The organism is Pseudomonas farris, from assembly GCF_019145235.1.
In the GTDB taxonomy this organism is placed as follows: Bacteria; Pseudomonadota; Gammaproteobacteria; order Pseudomonadales; family Pseudomonadaceae; genus Aquipseudomonas; species Aquipseudomonas farris.
In genome coordinates, this window is record NZ_JAHSTV010000005.1 from 88409 (window position 1) to 108776 (window position 20368).

At 59.6% G+C, this 20368-nt stretch carries 21 protein-coding genes; 9 read left to right on the plus strand and 12 right to left on the minus strand.

Annotated elements, in window-relative coordinates:
- Window positions 1–9: 9 nt before the first annotated feature.
- The gene (locus KVG95_RS11700) at window positions 10–786 is read right to left on the minus strand and encodes a class II glutamine amidotransferase (protein ID WP_217856577.1); all 777 of its coding nucleotides are present in this window, start codon (window positions 784–786) and stop codon (window positions 10–12) included.
- Between the two features lie 32 nt (window positions 787–818).
- Entirely contained in the window at window positions 819–1316 is a 498-nt protein-coding gene (locus KVG95_RS11705; protein ID WP_217856578.1) for an MFS transporter, read from the minus strand.
- A 216-nt stretch (window positions 1317–1532) separates the two neighbouring features.
- Between KVG95_RS11705 and KVG95_RS11710 the strand changes: the two genes are divergently transcribed.
- Window positions 1533–3587 carry a S9 family peptidase gene (locus KVG95_RS11710; RefSeq protein WP_217856579.1) on the plus strand — a complete coding sequence of 685 codons (2055 nt, stop codon included), beginning with the start codon at window positions 1533–1535 and terminating at the stop codon, window positions 3585–3587.
- A 215-nt stretch (window positions 3588–3802) separates the two neighbouring features.
- A complete protein-coding gene (locus KVG95_RS11715) occupies window positions 3803–4276 on the plus strand; it encodes a cyclic nucleotide-binding domain-containing protein (protein ID WP_038979360.1) in 474 nt (157 codons plus the stop codon).
- A 3-nt stretch (window positions 4277–4279) separates the two neighbouring features.
- Here KVG95_RS11715 and KVG95_RS11720 read toward each other — a convergent pair whose 3' ends face one another.
- Window positions 4280–4570, minus strand: coding sequence for a hypothetical protein (locus KVG95_RS11720; RefSeq protein ID WP_217856580.1), 291 nt, complete (start codon window positions 4568–4570; stop codon window positions 4280–4282).
- A 96-nt stretch (window positions 4571–4666) separates the two neighbouring features.
- On the opposite strand from KVG95_RS11720, the gene KVG95_RS11725 reads away from it, so the two are divergent.
- The 4 genes from KVG95_RS11725 to KVG95_RS11740 all read left to right on the plus strand — a co-directional run bounded on the left by KVG95_RS11725 (window position 4667) and on the right by KVG95_RS11740 (window position 6924).
- The gene (locus tag KVG95_RS11725) at window positions 4667–5353 is read left to right on the plus strand and encodes a spermidine synthase (protein ID WP_217856581.1); all 687 of its coding nucleotides are present in this window, start codon (window positions 4667–4669) and stop codon (window positions 5351–5353) included.
- Window positions 5354–5401: 48 nt separating this feature from the next.
- Entirely contained in the window at window positions 5402–5773 is a 372-nt protein-coding gene (locus KVG95_RS11730) for a YajD family HNH nuclease (RefSeq protein ID WP_007898702.1), read from the plus strand.
- A 210-nt stretch (window positions 5774–5983) separates the two neighbouring features.
- Window positions 5984–6454: an RNA methyltransferase gene (locus KVG95_RS11735; RefSeq protein WP_052966455.1), complete on the plus strand. Its 471-nt coding sequence runs from the start codon at window positions 5984–5986 to the stop codon at window positions 6452–6454.
- Window positions 6455–6546: 92 nt separating this feature from the next.
- Complete coding sequence (locus tag KVG95_RS11740) at window positions 6547–6924, plus strand: YgaP family membrane protein (RefSeq protein ID WP_052966454.1); 378 nt, start codon at window positions 6547–6549, stop codon at window positions 6922–6924.
- A gap of 61 nt (window positions 6925–6985) precedes the next feature.
- Here KVG95_RS11740 and KVG95_RS11745 read toward each other — a convergent pair whose 3' ends face one another.
- Together KVG95_RS11745 and KVG95_RS11750 are read right to left on the minus strand one after the other, a co-directional pair.
- The gene (locus tag KVG95_RS11745; RefSeq protein ID WP_217856582.1) at window positions 6986–8218 is read right to left on the minus strand and encodes a hypothetical protein; all 1233 of its coding nucleotides are present in this window, start codon (window positions 8216–8218) and stop codon (window positions 6986–6988) included.
- A 56-nt stretch (window positions 8219–8274) separates the two neighbouring features.
- Window positions 8275–8724 (minus strand): YcgN family cysteine cluster protein, encoded by a 450-nt coding sequence (locus tag KVG95_RS11750; protein ID WP_052966452.1) that lies wholly within the window; start codon window positions 8722–8724, stop codon window positions 8275–8277.
- Window positions 8725–9002: 278 nt separating this feature from the next.
- Here KVG95_RS11750 and KVG95_RS11755 point away from each other — a divergent pair, with 278 nt between their 5' ends.
- The gene (locus KVG95_RS11755) at window positions 9003–9596 is read left to right on the plus strand and encodes a nitroreductase family protein (RefSeq protein ID WP_217856583.1); all 594 of its coding nucleotides are present in this window, start codon (window positions 9003–9005) and stop codon (window positions 9594–9596) included.
- A 128-nt stretch (window positions 9597–9724) separates the two neighbouring features.
- Here the strand turns inward: KVG95_RS11755 and KVG95_RS11760 are convergent, their stop codons facing one another.
- The 6 genes from KVG95_RS11760 to KVG95_RS11785 all read right to left on the minus strand — a co-directional run bounded on the left by KVG95_RS11760 (window position 9725) and on the right by KVG95_RS11785 (window position 16262).
- Window positions 9725–10657 carry a D-2-hydroxyacid dehydrogenase gene (locus tag KVG95_RS11760; protein ID WP_217856584.1) on the minus strand — a complete coding sequence of 311 codons (933 nt, stop codon included), beginning with the start codon at window positions 10655–10657 and terminating at the stop codon, window positions 9725–9727.
- Window positions 10658–10777: 120 nt separating this feature from the next.
- The gene (locus tag KVG95_RS11765; protein ID WP_007898694.1) at window positions 10778–11071 is read right to left on the minus strand and encodes a YcgL domain-containing protein; all 294 of its coding nucleotides are present in this window, start codon (window positions 11069–11071) and stop codon (window positions 10778–10780) included.
- Entirely contained in the window at window positions 11068–12201 is a 1134-nt protein-coding gene (gene rnd / locus KVG95_RS11770) for a ribonuclease D (RefSeq protein ID WP_217856585.1), read from the minus strand. Before rnd ends, KVG95_RS11765 begins: the two co-directional genes overlap by 4 nt.
- A 124-nt stretch (window positions 12202–12325) precedes the next feature.
- Complete coding sequence (locus KVG95_RS11775; protein WP_217856586.1) at window positions 12326–12988, minus strand: class I SAM-dependent methyltransferase; 663 nt, start codon at window positions 12986–12988, stop codon at window positions 12326–12328.
- Between the two features lie 73 nt (window positions 12989–13061).
- Window positions 13062–14711 (minus strand): phosphoethanolamine transferase, encoded by a 1650-nt coding sequence (locus KVG95_RS11780; RefSeq protein WP_217856587.1) that lies wholly within the window; start codon window positions 14709–14711, stop codon window positions 13062–13064.
- 168 nt (window positions 14712–14879) lie between these two features.
- Entirely contained in the window at window positions 14880–16262 is a 1383-nt protein-coding gene (locus KVG95_RS11785; RefSeq protein ID WP_217856588.1) for a glutamine synthetase family protein, read from the minus strand.
- 474 nt (window positions 16263–16736) lie between these two features.
- On the opposite strand from KVG95_RS11785, the gene KVG95_RS11790 reads away from it, so the two are divergent.
- Together KVG95_RS11790 and KVG95_RS11795 are read left to right on the plus strand one after the other, a co-directional pair.
- Window positions 16737–17924, plus strand: a complete 1188-nt coding sequence (locus tag KVG95_RS11790) for a cyanate transporter (RefSeq protein WP_217856589.1) — start codon at window positions 16737–16739, stop codon at window positions 17922–17924.
- A gap of 109 nt (window positions 17925–18033) precedes the next feature.
- Complete coding sequence (locus tag KVG95_RS11795; RefSeq protein WP_052966444.1) at window positions 18034–18945, plus strand: DMT family transporter; 912 nt, start codon at window positions 18034–18036, stop codon at window positions 18943–18945.
- A 6-nt stretch (window positions 18946–18951) separates the two neighbouring features.
- Here KVG95_RS11795 and KVG95_RS11800 read toward each other — a convergent pair whose 3' ends face one another.
- On the minus strand, window positions 18952–20367 hold the full coding sequence (locus tag KVG95_RS11800; protein ID WP_217856590.1) for an amidase: 1416 nt from the start codon (window positions 20365–20367) through the stop codon (window positions 18952–18954).
- Window position 20368 lies beyond the last annotated feature (1 nt).

Below are 20368 nucleotides of genomic sequence, written 5' to 3' on the forward strand. Positions count from 1 at the left end.
GAGAGATCCTTATTCGGTCTTGCCTTGGCTGACGCATTCACCGCGTCGCCAGAGGCTCCATTGGCCCGGCTCGTAGCGGGTCCAGGTTTCGTTTTCGGTCAAGGGTTCGGTAGCGATCACCGTGACCACATCGTTGGGCGTGGTTTCGGCCTGGAAGTCGACGATCACATCGACGTCCTTCAAACGCGCCGGGCCGAACGGTGCACGGCGGGTGATCTGCGCCAGTTTGCTCGAGCAGTAGCAGAACAGCCAGTCGCCGTCGCTGAGCAAGCAGTTGAACACGCCTTTGCTGCGGTACTCGGCGCAGGCGGCCACCAGGTTCGGCAACAGTGCTTCGATCTCTACCGGCTCGGGGAACGCTGCACGCACCCGATTGAGCAAATCGCAAAACGCCGCTTCGCTGTCGGTATCACCAACGGGGCGGTAAAAACTGGCGGTTGGGTTGAAATCGGCCAACTGGCCGTTGTGGGCGAAACACCAGTTGCGCCCCCACAACTCACGCACGAACGGGTGGGTGTTGGACAGGCAGACCTTGCCGACATTGGCCTGGCGGATGTGCCCGATCACCACTTCGCTTTTGATTGGATAGCGCTGCACCAGGTTCGCCACTTCCGACTCGCTGCTCGCCGCAGGGTCCTGGAACAGCCGCAGGCCACGGCCTTCATAAAAAGCGATGCCCCAGCCGTCACGATGCGGCCCAGTGCGACCGCCGCGCTGCATCAGCCCGGTGAAGCTGAACACGATATCGGTCGGGACATTGGCGCTCATGCCCAATAACTCACACATGCTCGGACTCTCGATTCAGTACAGGGGCACGGTTACAGACGCGGCTCGACCCGCGAACGCTGAGGATTGCTCGGTACCGGTGGCCGGCCGTAACGATCATCGCCGGCACCGCCGAAAGGCTGATCGTCGTCAGGCTCGTCGGCCTGCGCCGCTGTCTTGGCGGCAGCCGCCTGTTCCTTGCGAGCGTTGGAGGCACGCTCGATGGGAAAACGGATGGCCACGAACACCAGATAAATGCCGAAGGCAATCATGCCGTACATGAACAGATCAGAAACCGCGCGCCAGGCGTTGTTGCCGACCTTGAACAGCAAGTCGAGGGCAGTAATGGCGATGGACGGGGCGATCTTTTCTTTCACCGGGTCGATGATGGTCGGGCTGAACAGCAACACGGCTACCAGCAGCCGCAGCGGCTCACGCAGCCAACGCCACATCCAGCGGGTGATGCGCATCCACACCAACAGGCAGCCTAAAGCGGCAAAGGCGTAGAGGCCCCAAGCGATCAGATAGTCGTTCTCGGTCATGGTGTCCATGGCAAGGCAGGCAAAGAGGCGCTTATAGTAACGACTTTTCGCACGTCAGGCTTGTCCCAATACCAGCGAGTTAAGCGCATTCCATGTGGGAGCGGGCTTGCTCGCGAAGAGGGAGTATCACTAGACATTGATGTTGCCTGACACACCGCCTTCGCGAGCAAGCCCGCTCCCACAGGTTGCGAAGCCCCTATTCCGTACATTGTTCGAGAGCCATTCATGCCCCTATCCGCCAACGTCACCAGTGCTCCGATTGCCCACAAGGCCGACGGTTCTGACCCGTATGCCTGGCTGCAGGCGCGCGACACCGACGCGGTGCTCGATTACCTGAAAGCTGAAAACCGCTATCAAGAGGCGCAAACCGCCGATCAGGCTGGCCTGCGCGAAACCCTGTTCGAAGAGATCAAGGGGCGGATTCTCGAAACCGACCTGTCGCTGCCCTCGCCTTGGGGCCCGTACCTGTATTACACCCGCACCACCGCCGGCGACGAATACGCCCGTCACTACCGTTGCCCGCGTCCGGCCGATGGCAGCCTGCTGATCGACGAAAGCCAGGAACTGCTGCTGCTTGATCCGAACGTGCTGGCCAAGGGTGGCTTTTTTTCCCTGGGCGCGTTCAGCATCAGCCCGGACCACCAGCGTCTGGCCTACAGCATCGACTCCAGTGGTGAAGAGATTTACACGCTGTTCGTGAAGGAATTATCCAGCGGCCGCGTCAGCGAACTGGAATTCCAGGATTGCGACGGCAGCATGACCTGGGCCAACGACAGCCTGACGCTGTTCTTCGGCGAACTCGACGACACCCATCGCCCGCACAAACTGTTCCGCTATCGGCTGGACGGCACCGCGGCCGAAGAGGTGTTCCATGAGCCGGACGGCCGATTCTTCCTGCATTGCTACCGCTCCAGTTCCGAACGGCAACTGCTGTTGTCGCTTGGCAGCAAGACCACCAGCGAAGTCTGGGTGCTCGACGCCTCGCTGCCGCATCAGGCCTTTACCTGCCTGGCGCCGAGAGTTGAAGAGCATGAGTACGATGTCGACCACGGCAAACTCGATGGCGAGTGGACGTGGCTGATCCGCACCAACCGCGACGGCATCAACTTCGCCCTGTACCAGGCCGCCGATACCGGCGTCGCGCCGACCGAAGCCGACTGGCAGAACCTGATTCCCCACAGCGACACAGTGATGCTCGAAGGCATGAGCCTGAACGCCGAGGCCATGACCTTGAGCCTGCGCGAAGGTGGCCTGCCGATCATCGAAGTCCGCCCACGGGACTTGGTGCCCTATCGCGTGCAATTGCCGGACGCGGCCTACAGCCTGCACGTGCAGAACAGCCTGGAATTTGTCAGCGACCGGATTCGTCTGCGCTACGAAGCCTTGAACCGTCCGGCGCAGATCCGCCAACTGATTCTGACCACCGGCGAGCAGCAAGTCCTCAAGGAAACCCCGGTGCTCGGCCCGTTCGACGCCGATGCGTATGTCAGCCAGCGGCTCTGGTCGACGGCACCGGATGGTACGCAAGTGCCGATCAGCCTTGTGGTCAAACGCGAGTTCCTCGGCAAGCCGACGCCGCTTTATCTGTACGGCTACGGCGCCTACGGCGAAAGCCTCGACCCGTGGTTCTCCCACGCCCGCCTGAGCCTGCTGGATCGCGGCATGGCGTTTGCCATCGCCCATGTACGCGGTGGCGGTGAGCTGGGCGAAGCCTGGTACCGCGCCGGCAAGCAGGAACACAAACACAACACCTTCAGCGACTTCATCGCCTGCGCCGAACACCTGATCGCCAACGGCTTCACAACTCCATCACAACTGGCGATCAGCGGTGGCAGCGCCGGTGGCCTGTTGATTGGCGCTGTGCTCAACCAGCGGCCGGAGCTGTTTGGCGCGGCGATTGCCGAAGTGCCGTTCGTCGACGTGCTCAACACCATGCTCGACCCGGAGCTGCCACTGACCGTCACGGAATACGACGAGTGGGGCAACCCGCAAGAACCGGACGTCTATGATCGGATCAAGGCCTACGCCCCGTACGAAAACGTGACTGCGCAAGCCTATCCGGCAACGCTGGTGATCGCCGGCTACAACGACAGTCGCGTGCAGTACTGGGAAGCGGCCAAGTGGGTGGCGAAATTGCGCGCAACCAAAACCGACACCAATACCTTGTTGCTCAAGACCGAACTGGGCGCCGGGCATGGCGGGATGAGCGGTCGTTATCAAGGATTACGTGACGTAGCCCTCGAATACGCATTTGTTTTCAAGGTTTTGGGCATCGCCTGAGGAACTTGGCCCGGTGTGCCGGTCTTAACACCAGACACCGGACCGGATGCAGCACAAAACCAATGTGGGAGCGGGCTTGCTCGCGAAGGGGCCATCACATTCAACATCGATGTTGACTGACACACCGCTTTCGCGAGCAAGCCCGCTCCCACAGGGGATCAATTGCTACCCAAGATCCGGAACAGACACAGACACAAGAAAAAGACCGTGACGACATGTCAGAACCGACCTTACTGAACAACGAAATTCGCGACTGGCTGATGGACTGCGGCCTGTTCGATCAACTGCTGCCGGCAGACTTCGTGGCGGCTTCGGGTTACTTCAGCATCAGCACCATCGCCGAAGGTGAAGAGATTTTCCATGAGGGCGATGCCGGCAGTTTCATGTGCATCATCCACACCGGCCAGGTCGCGGTGCAGAAGACCAACAGCGACGGGCAACGGGTGACCATGGCCACTTTGCGCAGCGGTCGGGCGTTCGGCGAAATGGCCGTGCTCGACGGCGAACGGCGCTCGGCCAGTTGCGTGGCCGCGAGCAATTGCCAGTTGCTCAATCTGGGCAAGGACTCCTTGGAAAAGATGCTTAACGACGCGCCGAAAATCGCCGCCAAGATCATCCGCGCCCTCGCCGTTTCCCTCTCCAAACGCTTGCGCATGGCAGACGGGCAACTGCTCTCGCAACAGATTTAGACACTAACCGCCCGGCGTTTTGATTTTCGTCGTGGTCGGTTCAAGGCCCGGCAAGGTCTGGTCTTTGGGTGGATTGGGCATTTCGATCGGCGGCAACAGTGGTGGCCCGCCACTGCTGGAACCGGCCTTGGGCACGCTGGTCGGGGTGATCTGCGGATACGGCGTCGGAGTGGCGGTGCCGGGAGAACCGGGCGTCGGCACGGGGCTGGTGGGGATGGTTTGCAGCTCCTGGGCCTGCACTGCAGTTATCGAGAGCGCGGCCAGGGCAATGACCGTTAGAATGGTGCGCTTCATCAATGGCTCCGTTGGCCTTGTTGTCTTTTTGCAGGCTACTCCCAACTGCGCGTGTTTGCCTTCCTCCGTATATCAATTTCTCCTCAAGAGAGCCCCATGAAACGTTTCGTTCTGCTCGACACCACCCCCATCCCTGAAAACGGCGGTGCCCTGTGCCTGTTCGAATACGGCGAGGACTTCGTCATCAAGATTCAGGGCGGCGACGGCGGACAGTTGATGAACACCCGCATGCACGGCTCCGAAGATGCCCTGGCCGAAATCCCCTGCCGCAAGGTCGCCGGCCGGCCGAATTCGCGGGTATTGATCGGTGGCCTGGGCATGGGCTTCACCCTCGCCTCGGCGCTCAAGCATTTGGGCAAAACGGCTGAAGTGGTGGTCGCTGAGCTGGTGCCCGGTGTGGTTGAGTGGAACCGCGGACCGCTGGGCGAGAAAGCCGGCAATCCGCTGCTCGACCCGCGAACGGTAATCCGTATGGAAGATGTGGCCAAAGTGCTGCAAGCCGAGCCGCAAGGTTTCGATGCGATCATGCTCGACGTCGACAACGGCCCCGAAGGCCTGACCCAGCGGGCCAACAGCTGGCTTTACTCCGCCGGTGGCCTGAGCGCCTGTGCCAAGGCGTTGCGGCCCAAAGGCGTGCTGGCGGTGTGGTCAGCCAGCGCCGACAAGCAGTTTTCCGACAAACTGAAGAAGGCCGGTTTCAAGGCCGAGGAAGTCCAGGTTTTCGCCCATGGCAACAAAGGCACCCGCCACACCATCTGGATTGCCGAGAAGCTTAAGGGCTGAGCTAAACTCACGTCATAACCGTCATTAGTCTTTTACAAAGGTGAACCCATGAGTTCGTCCACCCCAACCAACACATCGAAGCTGGACCGCATCCTCGCCGACAACCAGCGCGACAAGGAAATGGGTTACCGCGACAAGGCCCTGAAGATGTACCCGCACGTGTGCGGCCGCTGCGCCCGTGAGTTCTCCGGCAAACGCCTGAGCGAACTGACCGTGCATCACCGCGACCACAACCACGACAACAACCCTCAGGATGGCTCGAACTGGGAGCTGTTGTGCCTGTATTGCCACGACAATGAACACTCGCGTTATACCGATCAGCAGTATTTCGATGAAGGCTCGTTGAGTACGCCGAAGATTGCCAAGGCGACGCACAACCCGTTTGCGGCGTTGGCCGGGTTGATGAAGAAAGAAGACTGAAGATATTCAGCGCCTGCACCGGCCCCATCGCGGGCAAGCCCGCTCCCACATTTAATCTGCGGCGTACACAAATAGTGTGTTCACCCGAGATCCAGTGTGGGAGCGGGCTTGCTCGCGAAAGCGATCGAACAATCACCACCAATCTACAATCTGCCCCCCCTCCCCCAATCCCCGTATAATCGCCGTTTTTTCCCCGAAGGCACCCCGCTCGTGGCAGATAAACGGTACAGCTGCATTGGTTTGTATAACCCCAAATCACCGGAGAACGTCGGTTCGGTGATGCGCGCCGCCGGCTGCTATGGCGTGGCGTCGGTGTTTTACACCGGCAAGCGTTATGAACGCGCCGCCGATTTCGTGACAGACACCAAGAAAGTCCACTACGACATTCCGCTGATCGGCATCGACGACCTGAAAAAAATCCTGCCCCTGGGCTGCGTCCCGGTTGCCGTGGAACTGGTCGATGGCGCCCGCTCGCTGCCGGAATACACTCACCCGGATCGTGCCCTCTACATCTTCGGCCCCGAAGACGGTTCGCTGGATAAAGAAATCCGCGAGTGGTGCGAAGACGTGGTCTACATCCCGACCACCGGCTGCATGAACCTGGCGGCCACCGTCAACGTTGTGCTGTATGACCGCATGGCCAAAGGCAACAACACCCGCTCTGGGCCGAAATTCCGCTGAATTGCCACATATTCGATGGAACAAGCCGCTCGCCCAGGCAGTCAGCTAAATATCTATTGCTGAAGCAACCCTTCCCTGCCTGGAGACAGATCATGCGCGAGTTCAATCCTGTAGAACGTATCGAAACCACCCCGTTCCAGAGCCCTTCCGAAAAGAACGTTCATGGCTGGGAACGCGCCGGGTCCCTGGCGGGTGGCGTGGTCATGCTAAGCAAGGGCTTGCGACGCGGCGGCGTGTTCGGATTGATTGAAATAGCCATCGGCGGCATAGCCCTGGCCCGGGGCATCACTGGGCATTGTTCGGCGAAAAGACTGTTGGAAAAGAACCGTCAGGACATGGAAAACGCACGCGCGAGAATCGAGCGCGCCGGGGATGACCTGAGCCGCATGAAAGCCAATGCCGAAGCGGCGACCAGCACGGCGACCGTGACGGGAAATGATTCGTTGAACTCGCCGAAAGCCGGGGTCTGATCCGAAGGTTGCGGTGGGGCTCAGGGCCTCATCGCGATCCGACTTGCCCGCGATGGCGGTGCTACTGAAGCAACCCGGTATCAAGCACCTTGGAAGACTCGCCAATAACGCTTTGCGCGAGCTGAACGAATGCCTTGGTATCCACACTCTCCAAATGCATCGCCCCACGCAGCACATCATCCAGTGAGCGCTTGTTGCGGGTTTTCAGGCGAATTTCGCGATCCAGTTCCTGTAGCAACACCACCGCTTTGGCCACCTGCGCCGGGTTGATCTGCTCACCGCGCAAAGTGCTGACCTTCTGGCTGTCCTTGACCAACTTGCTGTGTAGGCTCTCATACCGCTCATCACTCATGCCGCCTGCGCGGCGCACCAGTTCGATGGCGTAATACTCGGCAAACCCTTCGCTGATCCAGTCGCTGCGCTGGCTGTCGTTGATCCGCCCCAACACTTGAGCCAGTTCACGCACCAGCGCACTGGTGCCGCTTTCGCTGACCAGCGGCAGACGCGTGTTCAGGTAGATCGATTCATGCGCGGCCGAGCTGCCGCGCCACATCGGGTCGTTGCCGCCGACAATCAGCAACTTGCTGGGATGACGCGGAAAAGTTTCCTGCACTTGCGGCCAGACAAAGGTCAGCAGCGTCAGCACGTCCATGCGGCGCATGCCCTGCCCCTGTGGCGAGGCGACGGTGACTTCGGTTTCCCCCAGCCGCGTGCGACGGCTGCCTAGATGGCCGGCGAGCATCCAGCCAGTGGGACGGTCGAACAGACGCGAGACGTTATCGATCCGGAACTTGTTCTTGCCGATCCGCGGCCAGGCGGTTTCGACGCTTTTCCAACCGGTGGGCAATTCGAATTCAAGGCGTGAGACCAGTTCGATGCCGTCCTGCTGATCGAGTTTGGCCGCGGGCACCAGGTCATCGCCACGCATCAGCGCCCAGTTCGGCGTCATGCGGGTGTCGAAGCTGCCGCTCTTGCGCCCATGGCTGATGCGCACGCGGTAGGTCAGGCGGGCCTTTTCGGCGGTCGGACGCCAGACACCACGGGCCTGTTTGCCCGGTGTGAGCTGCCATTGGCCATCGGCCTTGAAATCACTGTAATGACTGCCATCGCCCAAGTCGAAATCCAGACTGCGCACCGCTGAGCCCTGGGCCAGGGTCAGGCGCACTTCGGCCTGATCGCTTTGCGGCAACAAGCGCACGTGATAATCCAGATCGACTTTCTTCGCCGCCCATACAGGCAAACTCAGGGCCAGCAGCCCGACAGCCAACGCCCGCCGCACTCCCACAGCCGCCATACACACTCCTGGTGTGGCGAGCGAGCAACCTCCCTCACCACCATAAGCAATGGGAATCAACCCGCGCGAAAAATCAGATGGTCTTCCCAATCGTCTTCGGCCACGCTGCCCTCGGCGAGCATGCGCCCGGACTGGGAAATACGTTCGTGATGCACCGCCTCCCGATCACCGCACACCAGGTGATGCCAGAGCGGCAAATCCTTGCCTTCGCTGACCAGTCGATAACCGCAGGTCGGTGGCAGCCATTTGAACTCATCGGCCTTGCCCGGCGTGAGCTGGATGCAATCGGGCACAAAGTCGCGGCGGTTGGGGTAATCGGTGCACTGACAGGTTTTGAGGTCCAGCAACTTGCAGGCGATGCGCGTGTAGTAGACGGCGTTGTCGTCTTCGTCCTCGAGTTTTTGCAGGCAGCACAGGCCACAGCCATCGCACAGCGATTCCCATTCCTCTTGATCGAGTTGATCGAGGGTTTTGCGTATCCAGAACGGTTCGACTTTGGCGGCCATGGCTCAAGCATCAACATCAGGTGGTGAAAAGGCCGCCAGTCTAGTGCCAAGGCACCGGCGGGCCAAGCATTGGCGACTGCCGGTACACGGCACTTGTGAGTTTTTGCGCCGCCCGGTAGCTTTGCCAATCGCAAGAAGCCCTGCCCACGTGCCATTAACGCTCAACCGCGTTGCATTCAGGTGAACGGCCCAGGCTCTCGGAAAACCCCATCGCTCAGCTCAACTGCGCTCGCCGGTTTTTAGACGACCCTCACTTTCAAACGTAAAGGAATCTCTTGATGAGTGCTAACCCACGCGTTGCCGATTACGCCATTCACCCTCAGTTCACCGATCGCTGGTCGCCCCGTGCCTTCACCGGCGAAACCATTGCCGAAGAGACCCTGCTGAGCTTCTTCGAAGCCGCGCGCTGGGCACCATCGGCGTACAACTCGCAACCTTGGCGGTTTCTCTATGCGCGTCGCGACACGCCGAACTGGGAGCGTTACCTGGGCCTGCTGAACGAGTTCAACCGCAGCTGGGCCCAGCATGCCTCGGCACTGGTGATCGTGGTCTCGAAAACCACCTTTGCGATACCTGGCGCCACCGAAGAAACACCGGCGCAATCCCACACTTTCGACACCGGTTCGGCCTGGGGCCACCTGGCGCTGCAAGCGAGTATCAGCGGCTGGCACACTCACGGCATGGCCGGTTTCGATCAGGAACTGACCCGCAAAGAGCTGAATATTCCTGAGGGCTATGCGCTGCACGCGGCGGTGGCGATCGGCAAGCTGGGCGACAAGGCGACGCTGGCCGAGTACCTGCAAGCGCGCGAAGAGCCAAGCCCGCGTCGTCCGCTGAGCGAGTTGGCGGCTGAAGGTGATTTCACCCTCTAACCAACGATGAAGTTCAAATGTGGGAGCGGGCTTGCTCGCGAAAGCGGTGTGTCAGTCACCTTGAATATCGGCTGACACATCACCTTCGCGAGCAAGCCCGCTCCCACATTATTTGATTGGTGGTGGATTTAATACCCGCGCGCGAAATCCACTTCCCCACGCAACGCTTCGCCCGCCTGATACGCCCGCAGGTTTTCGACGAACAACTTCACCATCATCGGTGGCGAAGTCGGTGCAGAACTGTGGCCGGTCAGCAGCAGGCCCCACGCGGTCCAGAACGGATGGCGTTGCGGCAGCGGCTCCTGACGACAGACATCAATCACAGCCCCGGCCAGATGCCCTTCCTTCAAGGCTTCCACCAGATCCGCATCGACCACCGCGACGCCGCGCCCGACGTTGATGAACAACCCGGTCGGCTTGAACTGCTTGAACAGTGCGGCGTCGTACAGGTCGTGAGTATTCGGGGTGTTCGGCAGCAGATTGATCACGTAATCCACTTCGCCGACCAGGCGCGGCAAATCACTTAGCGCGCCGACTTCGACAAAGGGCGCCTGCTCGCGGGCTTCGCTGGCGATGCCATATAACTCGACGCCGAACGGCAGCAGAAACTGCGCCACGGTCTGACCGATGTCACCGGTGCCGACGATCAACACCTTGCGCCCGGCCAGGCTTTGACCCTGGCGGTTGTCCCATTTACGCTCGACCTGGCTGACCAGTCGCGCCAGTACTTCGCGCTCGTGGCCGAGCATGTAAGTCAGTACGTATTCGGCCATGACCTGACCGAAAATCCCTACCGCGCGAGTCAGGCGATAGTGGCGTGGCAGGCCGTCGGCCAGCAACGGCGTGATGCCGGCCCAGGTCGACTGCAGCCATGCCGGCGTGTGGCCCTGACGCAACAGCGTCGCCAGCAGGTCCGGCTGACCGAGCCAGACTTGGCAATCGGCGGCCTGACGGGCCAGTTCGGCGGAGTCGCCGCTGGTCAGTACTTCCAGATCAGGCGCTGCCTGACGCAACAATTGGGCATACACAGGGTGGTCGTGTTCAGCAATCAGAACGCGCATGGTTCAAACCTTTCAAAAACAGTGCAGACAGCCGCCGACGGAGTATCACTCCATCGCCCTGGCCATCGCCAAAATCATTCCAGTATTTCATACAGGCTCTGAACAGAGCCTGTCTGCCGATTACATCGGGTCGTTGCGTCGCAGCAATTCTTCCGGCAGATGCTCGATGTATTCGTCTTCGGCCGGCGGCATTTGCAGGTGGTAACCCTGCTTCTCGAGGTTTTCCAGCACCACAGTGATGTCTTCGCGTGACAACTTGCGCTCGGGTGTCAGCACCAGATCGAAAGCGTGATGCGGTTTGCCGAAGGCCGCCATCAGACTTTCCGGAACGCGCTCCAGTGCATCGCTTTTGAGCACATAGAGGTACATCTCGTTTTTCTTCAGGCTTCGATAGATGGAGCAAATACGTTTCAAGGCTGTTCTCCGGCGGTGGCCAGGCTGTCGAGCAGCGCCTGGCCCATCAATTCGCGGCGCCAGCCACGCAGCGAATCAGGCAATTGGTAAGGACCATTGGGGAAGCCGCTTTTAAGCAGCGCTTCCAGGGTTTTCTTGCGCAGCATCAGTTCTGGGGCGATGTTCAGGCGCTCGGCTTCGGCCTGTCCGATGGCGCGCAGCTGTTTGACCAGCGCGGCGGCGTCCACCGGCAACGGCTCCGGCACTGCAGGCGGCCATTGATCAGGCGACACACTGCCAGAGCGCTTGATCAGATCAAGCAGAAATTCGCCATCCTGACGCACGGTACGCGGGTGCATGTCTTCGATTTTCGCCAGCGCGCCAAGGTTGTCCGGTTGCGTGCGAGCCAACGGCCACAGGGAATGTTCACGGACGATGCGGTTGCGCGGCAGATCACGGGCACGGGCCTGCGTCTCACGCCAGGCGCAAAGTTCACGCAACACGGCGAGTTGGGCGCGGGACAGTTTCCAGGCCAGTTTGGCGTCGCGATAGACCTCATACGGGTCGACCTCGCGACGCAGATTGGCCACCAGCTCGGCACCGTCTTCCAGGACCCAGGCGTATTTTTCGTCAGAAAGCTTCGGACGCAGCTGTACGAAAACTTCCGCCAGGTGCAAGGCATCTTCGGCAGCGTAGCTGATCTGGGTGTCGGACAGTGGACGTTGCAGCCAGTCGGAACGGGTTTCGCTTTTGGGCAGGTCAATGCCGAGCACTTCCTGCACCAGCCGCGAATAGCCCATGGAAAAACCCAGGTTCAGGTAAGCGGCGGCCAGTTGGGTGTCGAACAGCGGTGCCGGCAGACTGCCGGTCAGGCGCAGCAGGACTTCGAGGTCTTCGCTGCACGCATGCACGACTTTGACCACGGCCGGGTTTTCCAGCAATGCGGCCAACGGCTGCCAATTGTCGATGGTCAGCGGATCAATCAGGTAAGCGCGTACGCCATCGCCGATCTGCAGCAGGCCTGCGATCGGGTAAAAGGTGTCGACCCGCATGAATTCGGTGTCGAGGGCAACGAATGGCAGCTGCTGCCACTCGGCGCAAAACTGACCGAGGCTATCGTTGTCGCGAATCCAGTGAATATCGATGGCCACACGGCTCTCCCTTGAAGAATGGCGCGCAGTATATATCGCCCCCGGCGATTTCCGCGCATCCACTGAACAAGAGCTTTAGCGAAAATACCTACTGGACCGCAAGAATAGTCTGACAGAACGCCCCCTAGCCGCCCTTACGCAGCACGTAGACCCGCATCCGCGCACACCCCGGCAGGAAGTCCTGATGGCTGAGCAAGTGGAAACCCGCTTGCCTGAACTCGGCCTCAAGCTCGGCCTTGCTCGCCTGTGGCTGGGACTGTGCGCCTTCCACACCGGATCGGCGCAGCTTGAAATGCGCATCAGCCCGCACTGCAACGATCACCGTGTCGCGACTGACCCGATGGAACTCGCCCAGCATGGCCAACCGATGCTCAGGACTGGCGATGTGTTGAAACAGTTGCATGCAAAAAATGCAATCAACCGCGTTCGCCGACAAACCGATGGTGAAGGCTGAACTCTGAAAGGTCTTGATCCGCTCCAGCAGGTGTTGCGGATGGTGGGTGCGGGCATGATCGAGCATGTCCTGAGACGGATCGGTCGCAAGAATCACCCGATTCGCATGCTCGGCCAGTATCGACCAGAAGCGCCCGACACCGCAGGCCACATCAAGAATCAATCCCGGTTCGCCAGCGACTTGAAGCGCGTTACGCACCAGTTGCTCGTCGCGCCAGAACGTCAAACGCCCCGCCAGGCCACGCGGCCGCGACTGCAGGCAGACGCGTGCGTGTTCCTGATCGTAGCGCCGGGCGAACTCGAGTTCGATGGCGGATGGGGGCAGCGCGGACATGTGCAATGGCTCTTATTGGAATATCGACTGACGGCAGGTTAACCACTGGCGCGTGAAAAAAAGGTCGACGGGCTCATTTTTTGGCCAGCACACCGTCAATCACCGCACCGCGGCAGCCGGCAAACATGTCCAGCCCCGGGTCGTAGACCTTGCTGTTGACCTCCAGCAGGCCAAGCATCGAATGGAACAGGTTGTCCTGGCTCAAGGGCTTTTCGCGACTCAGTTGCAGGCAATGAGTGTCCACCGAGAACGATTTTTGATAGCTGTCGGAGAACCACGCCAGCATCGCTACATGCTTCTGTTGTTCCGGCGCCAGCATGTAAGGCGTGCCATGAAGGAACAGGTTGTATTCGCCCAGCGATTCGCCGTGATCCGACAGATAAAGCATCGCGGTATCAACTTTGTCCTGATTGCTGCGCAACAGGTCGATCAGGGTCGACAGCACATGGTCGGTGTACACCAATGTGTTGTCGTAGCCATTGACGATACTTTCGCGGCTGCAATTGTTCAGTGCATTGCTTTCACACACCGGGGTGAAGTGTTCGTACTCTTTCGGGTAGCGCTTGAAATATTCCGGACCGTGACTGCCCATTTGGTGCAGTACCAACACGGTGTCTTTATCCAGCGTGTCGATAAAGTGCTGCAAACCTTGCAGGAGAATTTCATCGCGGCACTCGCTATTGGCACACAACGCCGGGTCTTTCAGATTACTCACGTCGTCGACAGTGACCCGATCGCAGGTGCCTTTGCAGCCCGACTGATTATCCCGCCAGATCACCTCGAGGCCGGCGTGTTTGAGCACGTCCAGCAGACCTTCCTCGTTCTTTGCCTTGCTGGCGTTGTAATCCTTGCGGCCCATGTTGGAGAACATGCAAGGCACCGACACGGCCGTTTCCGTGCCGCAAGAATGCACATCGGTAAAGGCAATCAGGCCGGTTTCCTTATCCAGTTGGGGAGTGGTGTCGCGGTCATAACCCAGGATGCCGAAGTTCTCGGCCCGGGCACTTTCGCCCACCACCAGTACCGTCAGGGATTTACGGCCGTGGGTCTGCCAGACCGGGTTTTTCTTGGCATCTTCACCGAGTTTGACAAAGGGTTGCCGGGCAGAAACGACTTGCTCGCGCAAATAGCCGAGCGAGGCGCCGATGTAGTTGCTTGGCACCACCATCAGGCGCAATTCATGGTGATTGCGAAACAACGACGACAAGCCTTGATAGTTGACCAAGGCGACACCGCCGATCACCGTAATCGATGCGACAGTTACCAGCACTTTGCTTAATAACTCACGGTGCCAACGACGATAATTAACCGGCGCCTTCCACAACAGCCACGACGGTAAAATTCCGAGAAATACAATATAAATAAACAACTTCACGGACAGTAAATCGCGCACTTCTGTGGCATTGGTTTCTGCGAAGTTACGAAACATACCGGCGTCGATCAACACACCGTATTGGCTCATGAAATAGGCCACGCCGGCACTGACCAAAAAGATCAGCGTCAACACGGGTTTCATCACAGGCCGGAATGCCAGCAAGGTCAGCACAATGTTGAAGACCGCCAGGATCATCGCCCCGAACGCGACGCGCATGGCGATGCCTTGACCGTCTGCAGCGGTGATAACGAACAGGTGTTGCCAGAGCACTGAATTGAACCCTGCCAATAAAAAGGCGCTGGCAATCAACGTCACCCACTCGGGGCGCACGGCTTTGAACTTCAACATGATGAACGGCTGTTCCTGAAAAGAAGTGCCCGCGGTTAATGTGAAAATTTCATTTACCGCGACAACACAAATCTTAAGCAGCCAACCATCAATTTTTTGTGAAAAATAAGCCAACGATTAGTTGGCTCGTAACAATCAGGCCCAAACTTCCAACAGTGGGAACTCGTTTCAAGCCTGATGCAGGTACCAGCGCCAGTCCTGCTCACCGACTTCTCCCATGAACTGTCGGTATTCGGCGCGTTTCACCGCCAGATACACGCCAAGAAACTCACTGCCAAAGGCCTCCCGCGCCCAGCTCGAAGCCTCCAGCGCTCGCAATGTGGTCAACCAGTCGGTGGGCAGCAATTCCGTAGCCTGGGCGTACCCATTGCCCTCCACGGGTGCTCCAGGGTCAAGCTGCTCGCGGATGCCGCGATGAATCCCGGCCAGGATCGCCGCAGCCGCCAGGTACGGGTTGGCATCGGCACCACAGATGCGGTGCTCGATATGCCGAGAGAATGCCGGCCCGCCGGGCACCCGCAAACTCACGGTGCGGTTGTCCACGCCCCAGGTGGCCGCCAGTGGTGCGTAGCTGTTGGTCTGGAAACGACGATACGAGTTGGCGTTCGGACAGAACAGCAGCAATGAATCGAGCAACGTGCTGAGCATTCCGCCGACCGCTTGCTTAAGCAGCGGCGTGCCGTCCGGGGCTTCGCTGGCGAACAGGTTATTGCCCTCCTTGTCCGCCAGGCTGACGTGCATGTGCATGCCGGTGCCGGCCAGATCATCAAACGGTTTGGCCATGAAACAGGCCGCCATCCCATGCTTGTGGGCCACGCCCTTGACCAGCCGTTTATAGCGCACCGCTTCATCCATCGCCTGCAAAGCATCGGTGCGGTGTTCGAGGGTGATTTCCACTTGCCCCGGCGCATATTCGGAGATTGCTGTGCGCGCCGGAATGCCCTGCAGCTTGCAGGCGCTGTAGAGGTCGGCCAGAAACGGCTCGATTTGCTCCAGCTCACGTAAGCCATAGACCTGCGTGGAGCGTGGCCGCCCGCCATCGACATCCCGCGCTGGCTGCGGCCGACCGTTACTGTCGCGCTGCTGATCCAGCAAATAGAACTCCAGCTCCGCCGCCATCACCGGGTAATAACCGTCGGCCTGCAAGCCTTCGATGACCTTGGCCAGCAGGTGCCGTGGGTCGGCGATGGTCGCGGGCATGCCCTCTTTTGGATGCATGCTGACCTGCACCGCCGCCGTGGGAATCAAGCGCCACGGCATGCGCTGCAAACTGCCGCTGATCGGGTAGGCCCGGCAATCGATATCACCGACGTCCCAGACCAGCCCGGAATTTTCTACGTCATCGCCATTGATGGTCAGGCCCAGAATGGTACTCGGCAGCGGCCGCCCGCTTTCGTACACCGCCAGCAGTTCATCGCGATGCAGCAACTTGCCCCGTGGCACACCGTTGTTGTCGAGGATGAACAGCTCGAACATCTCGATATCCGGATGGTGTTCCAGGAAGGACAGGGCTTCTTCTTTCGTGGCGAAGGATGTCGTGGCACAGCTCATGGGAATTCTCGTCTATCCGCGTCAGGCAAACGCACAGGCGCCGCCGGTTTGATCCCGGCGCACAGCGCGGGACCTGTCAGAACAATCAACGGGACATGCAGGAATCCGGCGGGCGTGCGTGGCGGCAATGCCACAGTGCCCAGAAAGCCAGTTCAGAAGGGAGTGCAGACAGGCTTGGCGCGCTGGCAGGCCTGTATAGACGACGTGGTTGAAGGCTTGAAGTGGCACCAGACGCCTCGTGTTTGATGCCGATCAGCCAGACGTCCATGGAAAAGACCGCAGTAAACAGATGCAAAGCAGCGTCACACGGGCAGATAAGCCGTTAAATCCAGACTTGATGAACCTTGGTTGCAGATCGGCTAAACATTCCTCCCGGTAACCAACCTAATTTCTCGATAGTGCCAGTGACTTTTCAGTTTGCCCCTGCAGGCTTGGAGCGGCCTAATCACAACCTTGTATATTTGGGGTTCCGTTATGGAAAACGTTCGTACTACAAGCTCCTATGCCGGATGGCTGATGGTCAGCGTGGTACTGGTGGCACTGAACCTGAGGCCTTCGATGGCCGCTGTCGGGCCGTTGTTGTCGGCCATTCGCGGGGATGTTCCATTAAGTTTCAGTACCGCCTCGCTGCTGACCATGCTGCCCGTCATGGCAATGGGGCTGGCGATGTTCCTGGGAATGCGCATCGCGCAACGGGTTGGTGAACACCGCACCATCATCCTGTCCTTGTTGATCATCGGTGTGGCCACGGTCTCGCGGCTGTACCTGGACAGCAGCCTTGAGTTGATCCTGAGCGCGGTATTGGCCGGGCTGGGGATCGCCCTTATTCAGGCAGTGATGCCGGCACTGATCAAGTCACGCTTCAGCGACAACGTTTCGCTGTTTATGGGTTTGTATGTCACCTCGATCATGGGCGGAGCGGCGATTGCGGCATCGTTCTCGCCTTTCGTCCTCGCGCAAACCGGTAGTTGGCGGATGGGCCTGGCAATCTGGGCGCTGCTCACGCTGGTTGCCTTGGTCTTCTGGCTTGCCCAGCGCTCGGCAATCGCGCCATTGCCGGCGGCACCGATGGGGCGCCAGGAGTCCTTCGTCGGTAACTCACGGGCCTGGTTGCTGGCGATTTTCTTCGGCTTGGGCACGGCCTCCTACACCTGTGTGCTGGCCTGGCTAGCCCCGTATTACGTGGAAAAAGGCTGGAGCGAACAGAATGCCGGCTTACTGCTGGGGTTTCTCACGGCCATGGAAGTTGTGTCCGGGCTGATAACACCCGCGATTGCCAACCGCAGCCAGGACAAGCGTCTGGTACTGGTCGTTCTGCTGGCCTTGATCATGGCCGGCTTCTGCGGCCTGATCCTCAGCCCGGAACGCTTTAGCCTGCTATGGCCGTGCCTGTTGGGCCTGGGCATTGGCGGTCTGTTCCCGATGAGCTTGATCGTGTCCCTTGATCACCTGGATAACCCGCGTCGTGCCGGCGGCCTGACGGCCTTTGTGCAAGGCATCGGTTACCTGATCGCGGGCCTCTCGCCGCTGATTGCCGGGATGATTCGCGACCAATTGGGTAGCTTCGAATGGGCCTGGTGGTCACTCACAGCGGTGATGGCGGTGATGATTGTAATGGTGCTGCGCTTCAACCCAAGGCAATACGCGCAGCATATCCAATAGTCTTCGAAGGTCCTTTCAAGGCCCGCCTACAGATCCGATTTACCCTTAACTGGCTGGCATTACCGACTGCGCCCGCTAAATCTATTTTCAAACGCTGGGGAAGGAACTCATGAAACAAGTCGGTTTTGCAGAAGCTCACTGGGGCATGCTGATCTGGGCGATGTTGATCGCATCGTCTTTCTTTGCGGCGGCAGAAGTCAGCCAATCGATAGATCCAATCCTGTTGACCGGGCTGCGCTTGTTGTTGTCAGCCTTGATGTTCTTGCCGCTGCTGTTATTGAAAAACACTTCACCGATCTCGGCCAAAGGCCTGCTGGCCCATGCGGTTCTTGGGCTGCTGCTGGCGACGTATTTTGGTTCGCTGTTTGAAGCACTGCGCTACACCACGGCGGTCAATACCGCGACGCTGTACACGCTGGTGCCGCTGATGACGTTATTCTTTGAGGTATTCCTGCTACCGAGTACGAGTCTGAAGACCCGATTGTTGCCGATGTCGATTGCGGCAATCGGCGCCCTGCTGCTGACGCTCAAAGGGGCGGCTCCGGGCGAACTGCCCGCGTTGTACCCGGTACTGGTCTTCGGCGTCGGCTGTCTGGCGATGGCGCTCTATTCGCCACTGAGCCAGCGATTCAAGGCCAAGAGTTTGAAGGGGCGCGACCCGGTGGCGATGACCTTCTGGAACATGCTTTTCGGTTCGCTGTTTCTGTTTGTGTTCTGTCTGTTTAGCGGCGGTTGGCGCAGCGGCGCGCAGTTGTCGTCGAGCGATATGTTCTGGCTGGTGTACCTGGCGCTGTTTGGCACCCTGGCGACATTCTGGCTGCTGCATCGGGCAATCGGGGTGATTTCACCGTCAACGGTGGTTTCCTACGTCTACCTGAACACCCTGTTTGTCACATTGTTTCACTGGTTCTGGCTCAGACAGCAACCGGTATTGATAGATGTCACCGGTGCGGTGCTGGTGGGTGTCGGCATGCTGGCAATGGTGATCACCAGCCGTCACGCCAAAACCGTTACGGCTTGAGTTCCTTCAGAGAGTGACTGCGTCCAACGGGGCCACCGGACTCCAGCGCTCCAGTTCGCGCTCAAGGAAATTGGCCACGGCCAGCAGCCGCTCTTCCTGCCAGTGCGGGCCGACTATCTGGATGCCGATCGGCATCCCGTTGGCCGGATCATGCCCGGCGCGAATGACCACCGCCGGTGAACCGGAGAGGCTGAACGGAAACACAAAGGCATAGCGATCACGATCCTGCAAAGACTCGCCATGAGCGAACGCCACGTCCGGGAACACCGGACAAATGAACAGATCGTGCTGATTGAAGAACTTCGCCAAGTGATAGCGAAACGTATCGATCAGAATCCAGTCGCGCTTCATTTCATCCACGCTCAACTCGACCTCTTCGCTCAAGCGAATCAACCCTATGGTGGCGGGCGTATAGGTCTGTTTGTCCATGGACTGGAACAAACGCTTCCAGCCACGCCCGGCATCCCCACCCGTGATGAAAACCCGCCAGAGCACATCGCAGGCCTCGTCGAGCATCTGCGGAGCCGTCGGTGTAACCTGCGCCACCACACTGCTCAGGCAACTCTCGACCCGTTGCAGAACCTGCTTCACCGCCGGGCTCACCCGGGTTCTGGTGGATTCCCAGGACAGCGCGACACGCATTTGGTCCAGTGGCTTACTGTCAGCGAACGGCACATCGACGGTGTCCGGATCGTGACCGTCAGCGCCGCTGATCAGTTGCCCGAGTAACGCCAGATCGTCGACATAACGCCCCATCACGCCAAACGCCGACGTCAGATGAAACAGCCCGGAGCGATCACAGGGAAACTGGCCGGTCAACGGCACACGCCCCTGGGTCAGTTTCATGCCGCAGATACCGTTGAAATGCGCCGGAATCCGCACACTGCCGCCAGCATCCGAGGCCAGCCCGGCCGGCGAGCAACCGGCCGCGATGGCTGCCGCTTCCCCGCCACTGCTGCCACCGGCGGAGCGCCACCCGTCATGGGGATTGAGCGTGCGGCCATACAGCAGATTGTCGGTTTCAAAGGCCATGCACAGCTCGGGAACATTGGTGATCCCAAGGATGATCGCCCCCGCCTGGCGAAGCCGGGCAACGACCGTGGCATCCTCCTGACTGGCCTCGCCCAGCAACTCCTTCAGGCCTCGCGACATTCGGAAGCCGCGCACATGGCAGACGTCCTTGATGGTCATGGGGATGCCGTGTAAAGGGCCACGAATCTTTCCGATGCGGGCCATCTCATCGGCCTCCCGGGCCTGTCGACGCAGTTCGTCGACAGACTCCAGTTGAATCAGGGCATTGATCTGCGGATTGCGTTCGGCGATACGCTGCAGGTAGAACTCCAGCAAGTTGACGCTGGTCAGCACACCACGGCGCAGCAGACCGGCCATTTCGCGCAGCGTCAGAGTATCGGGATTGAACATA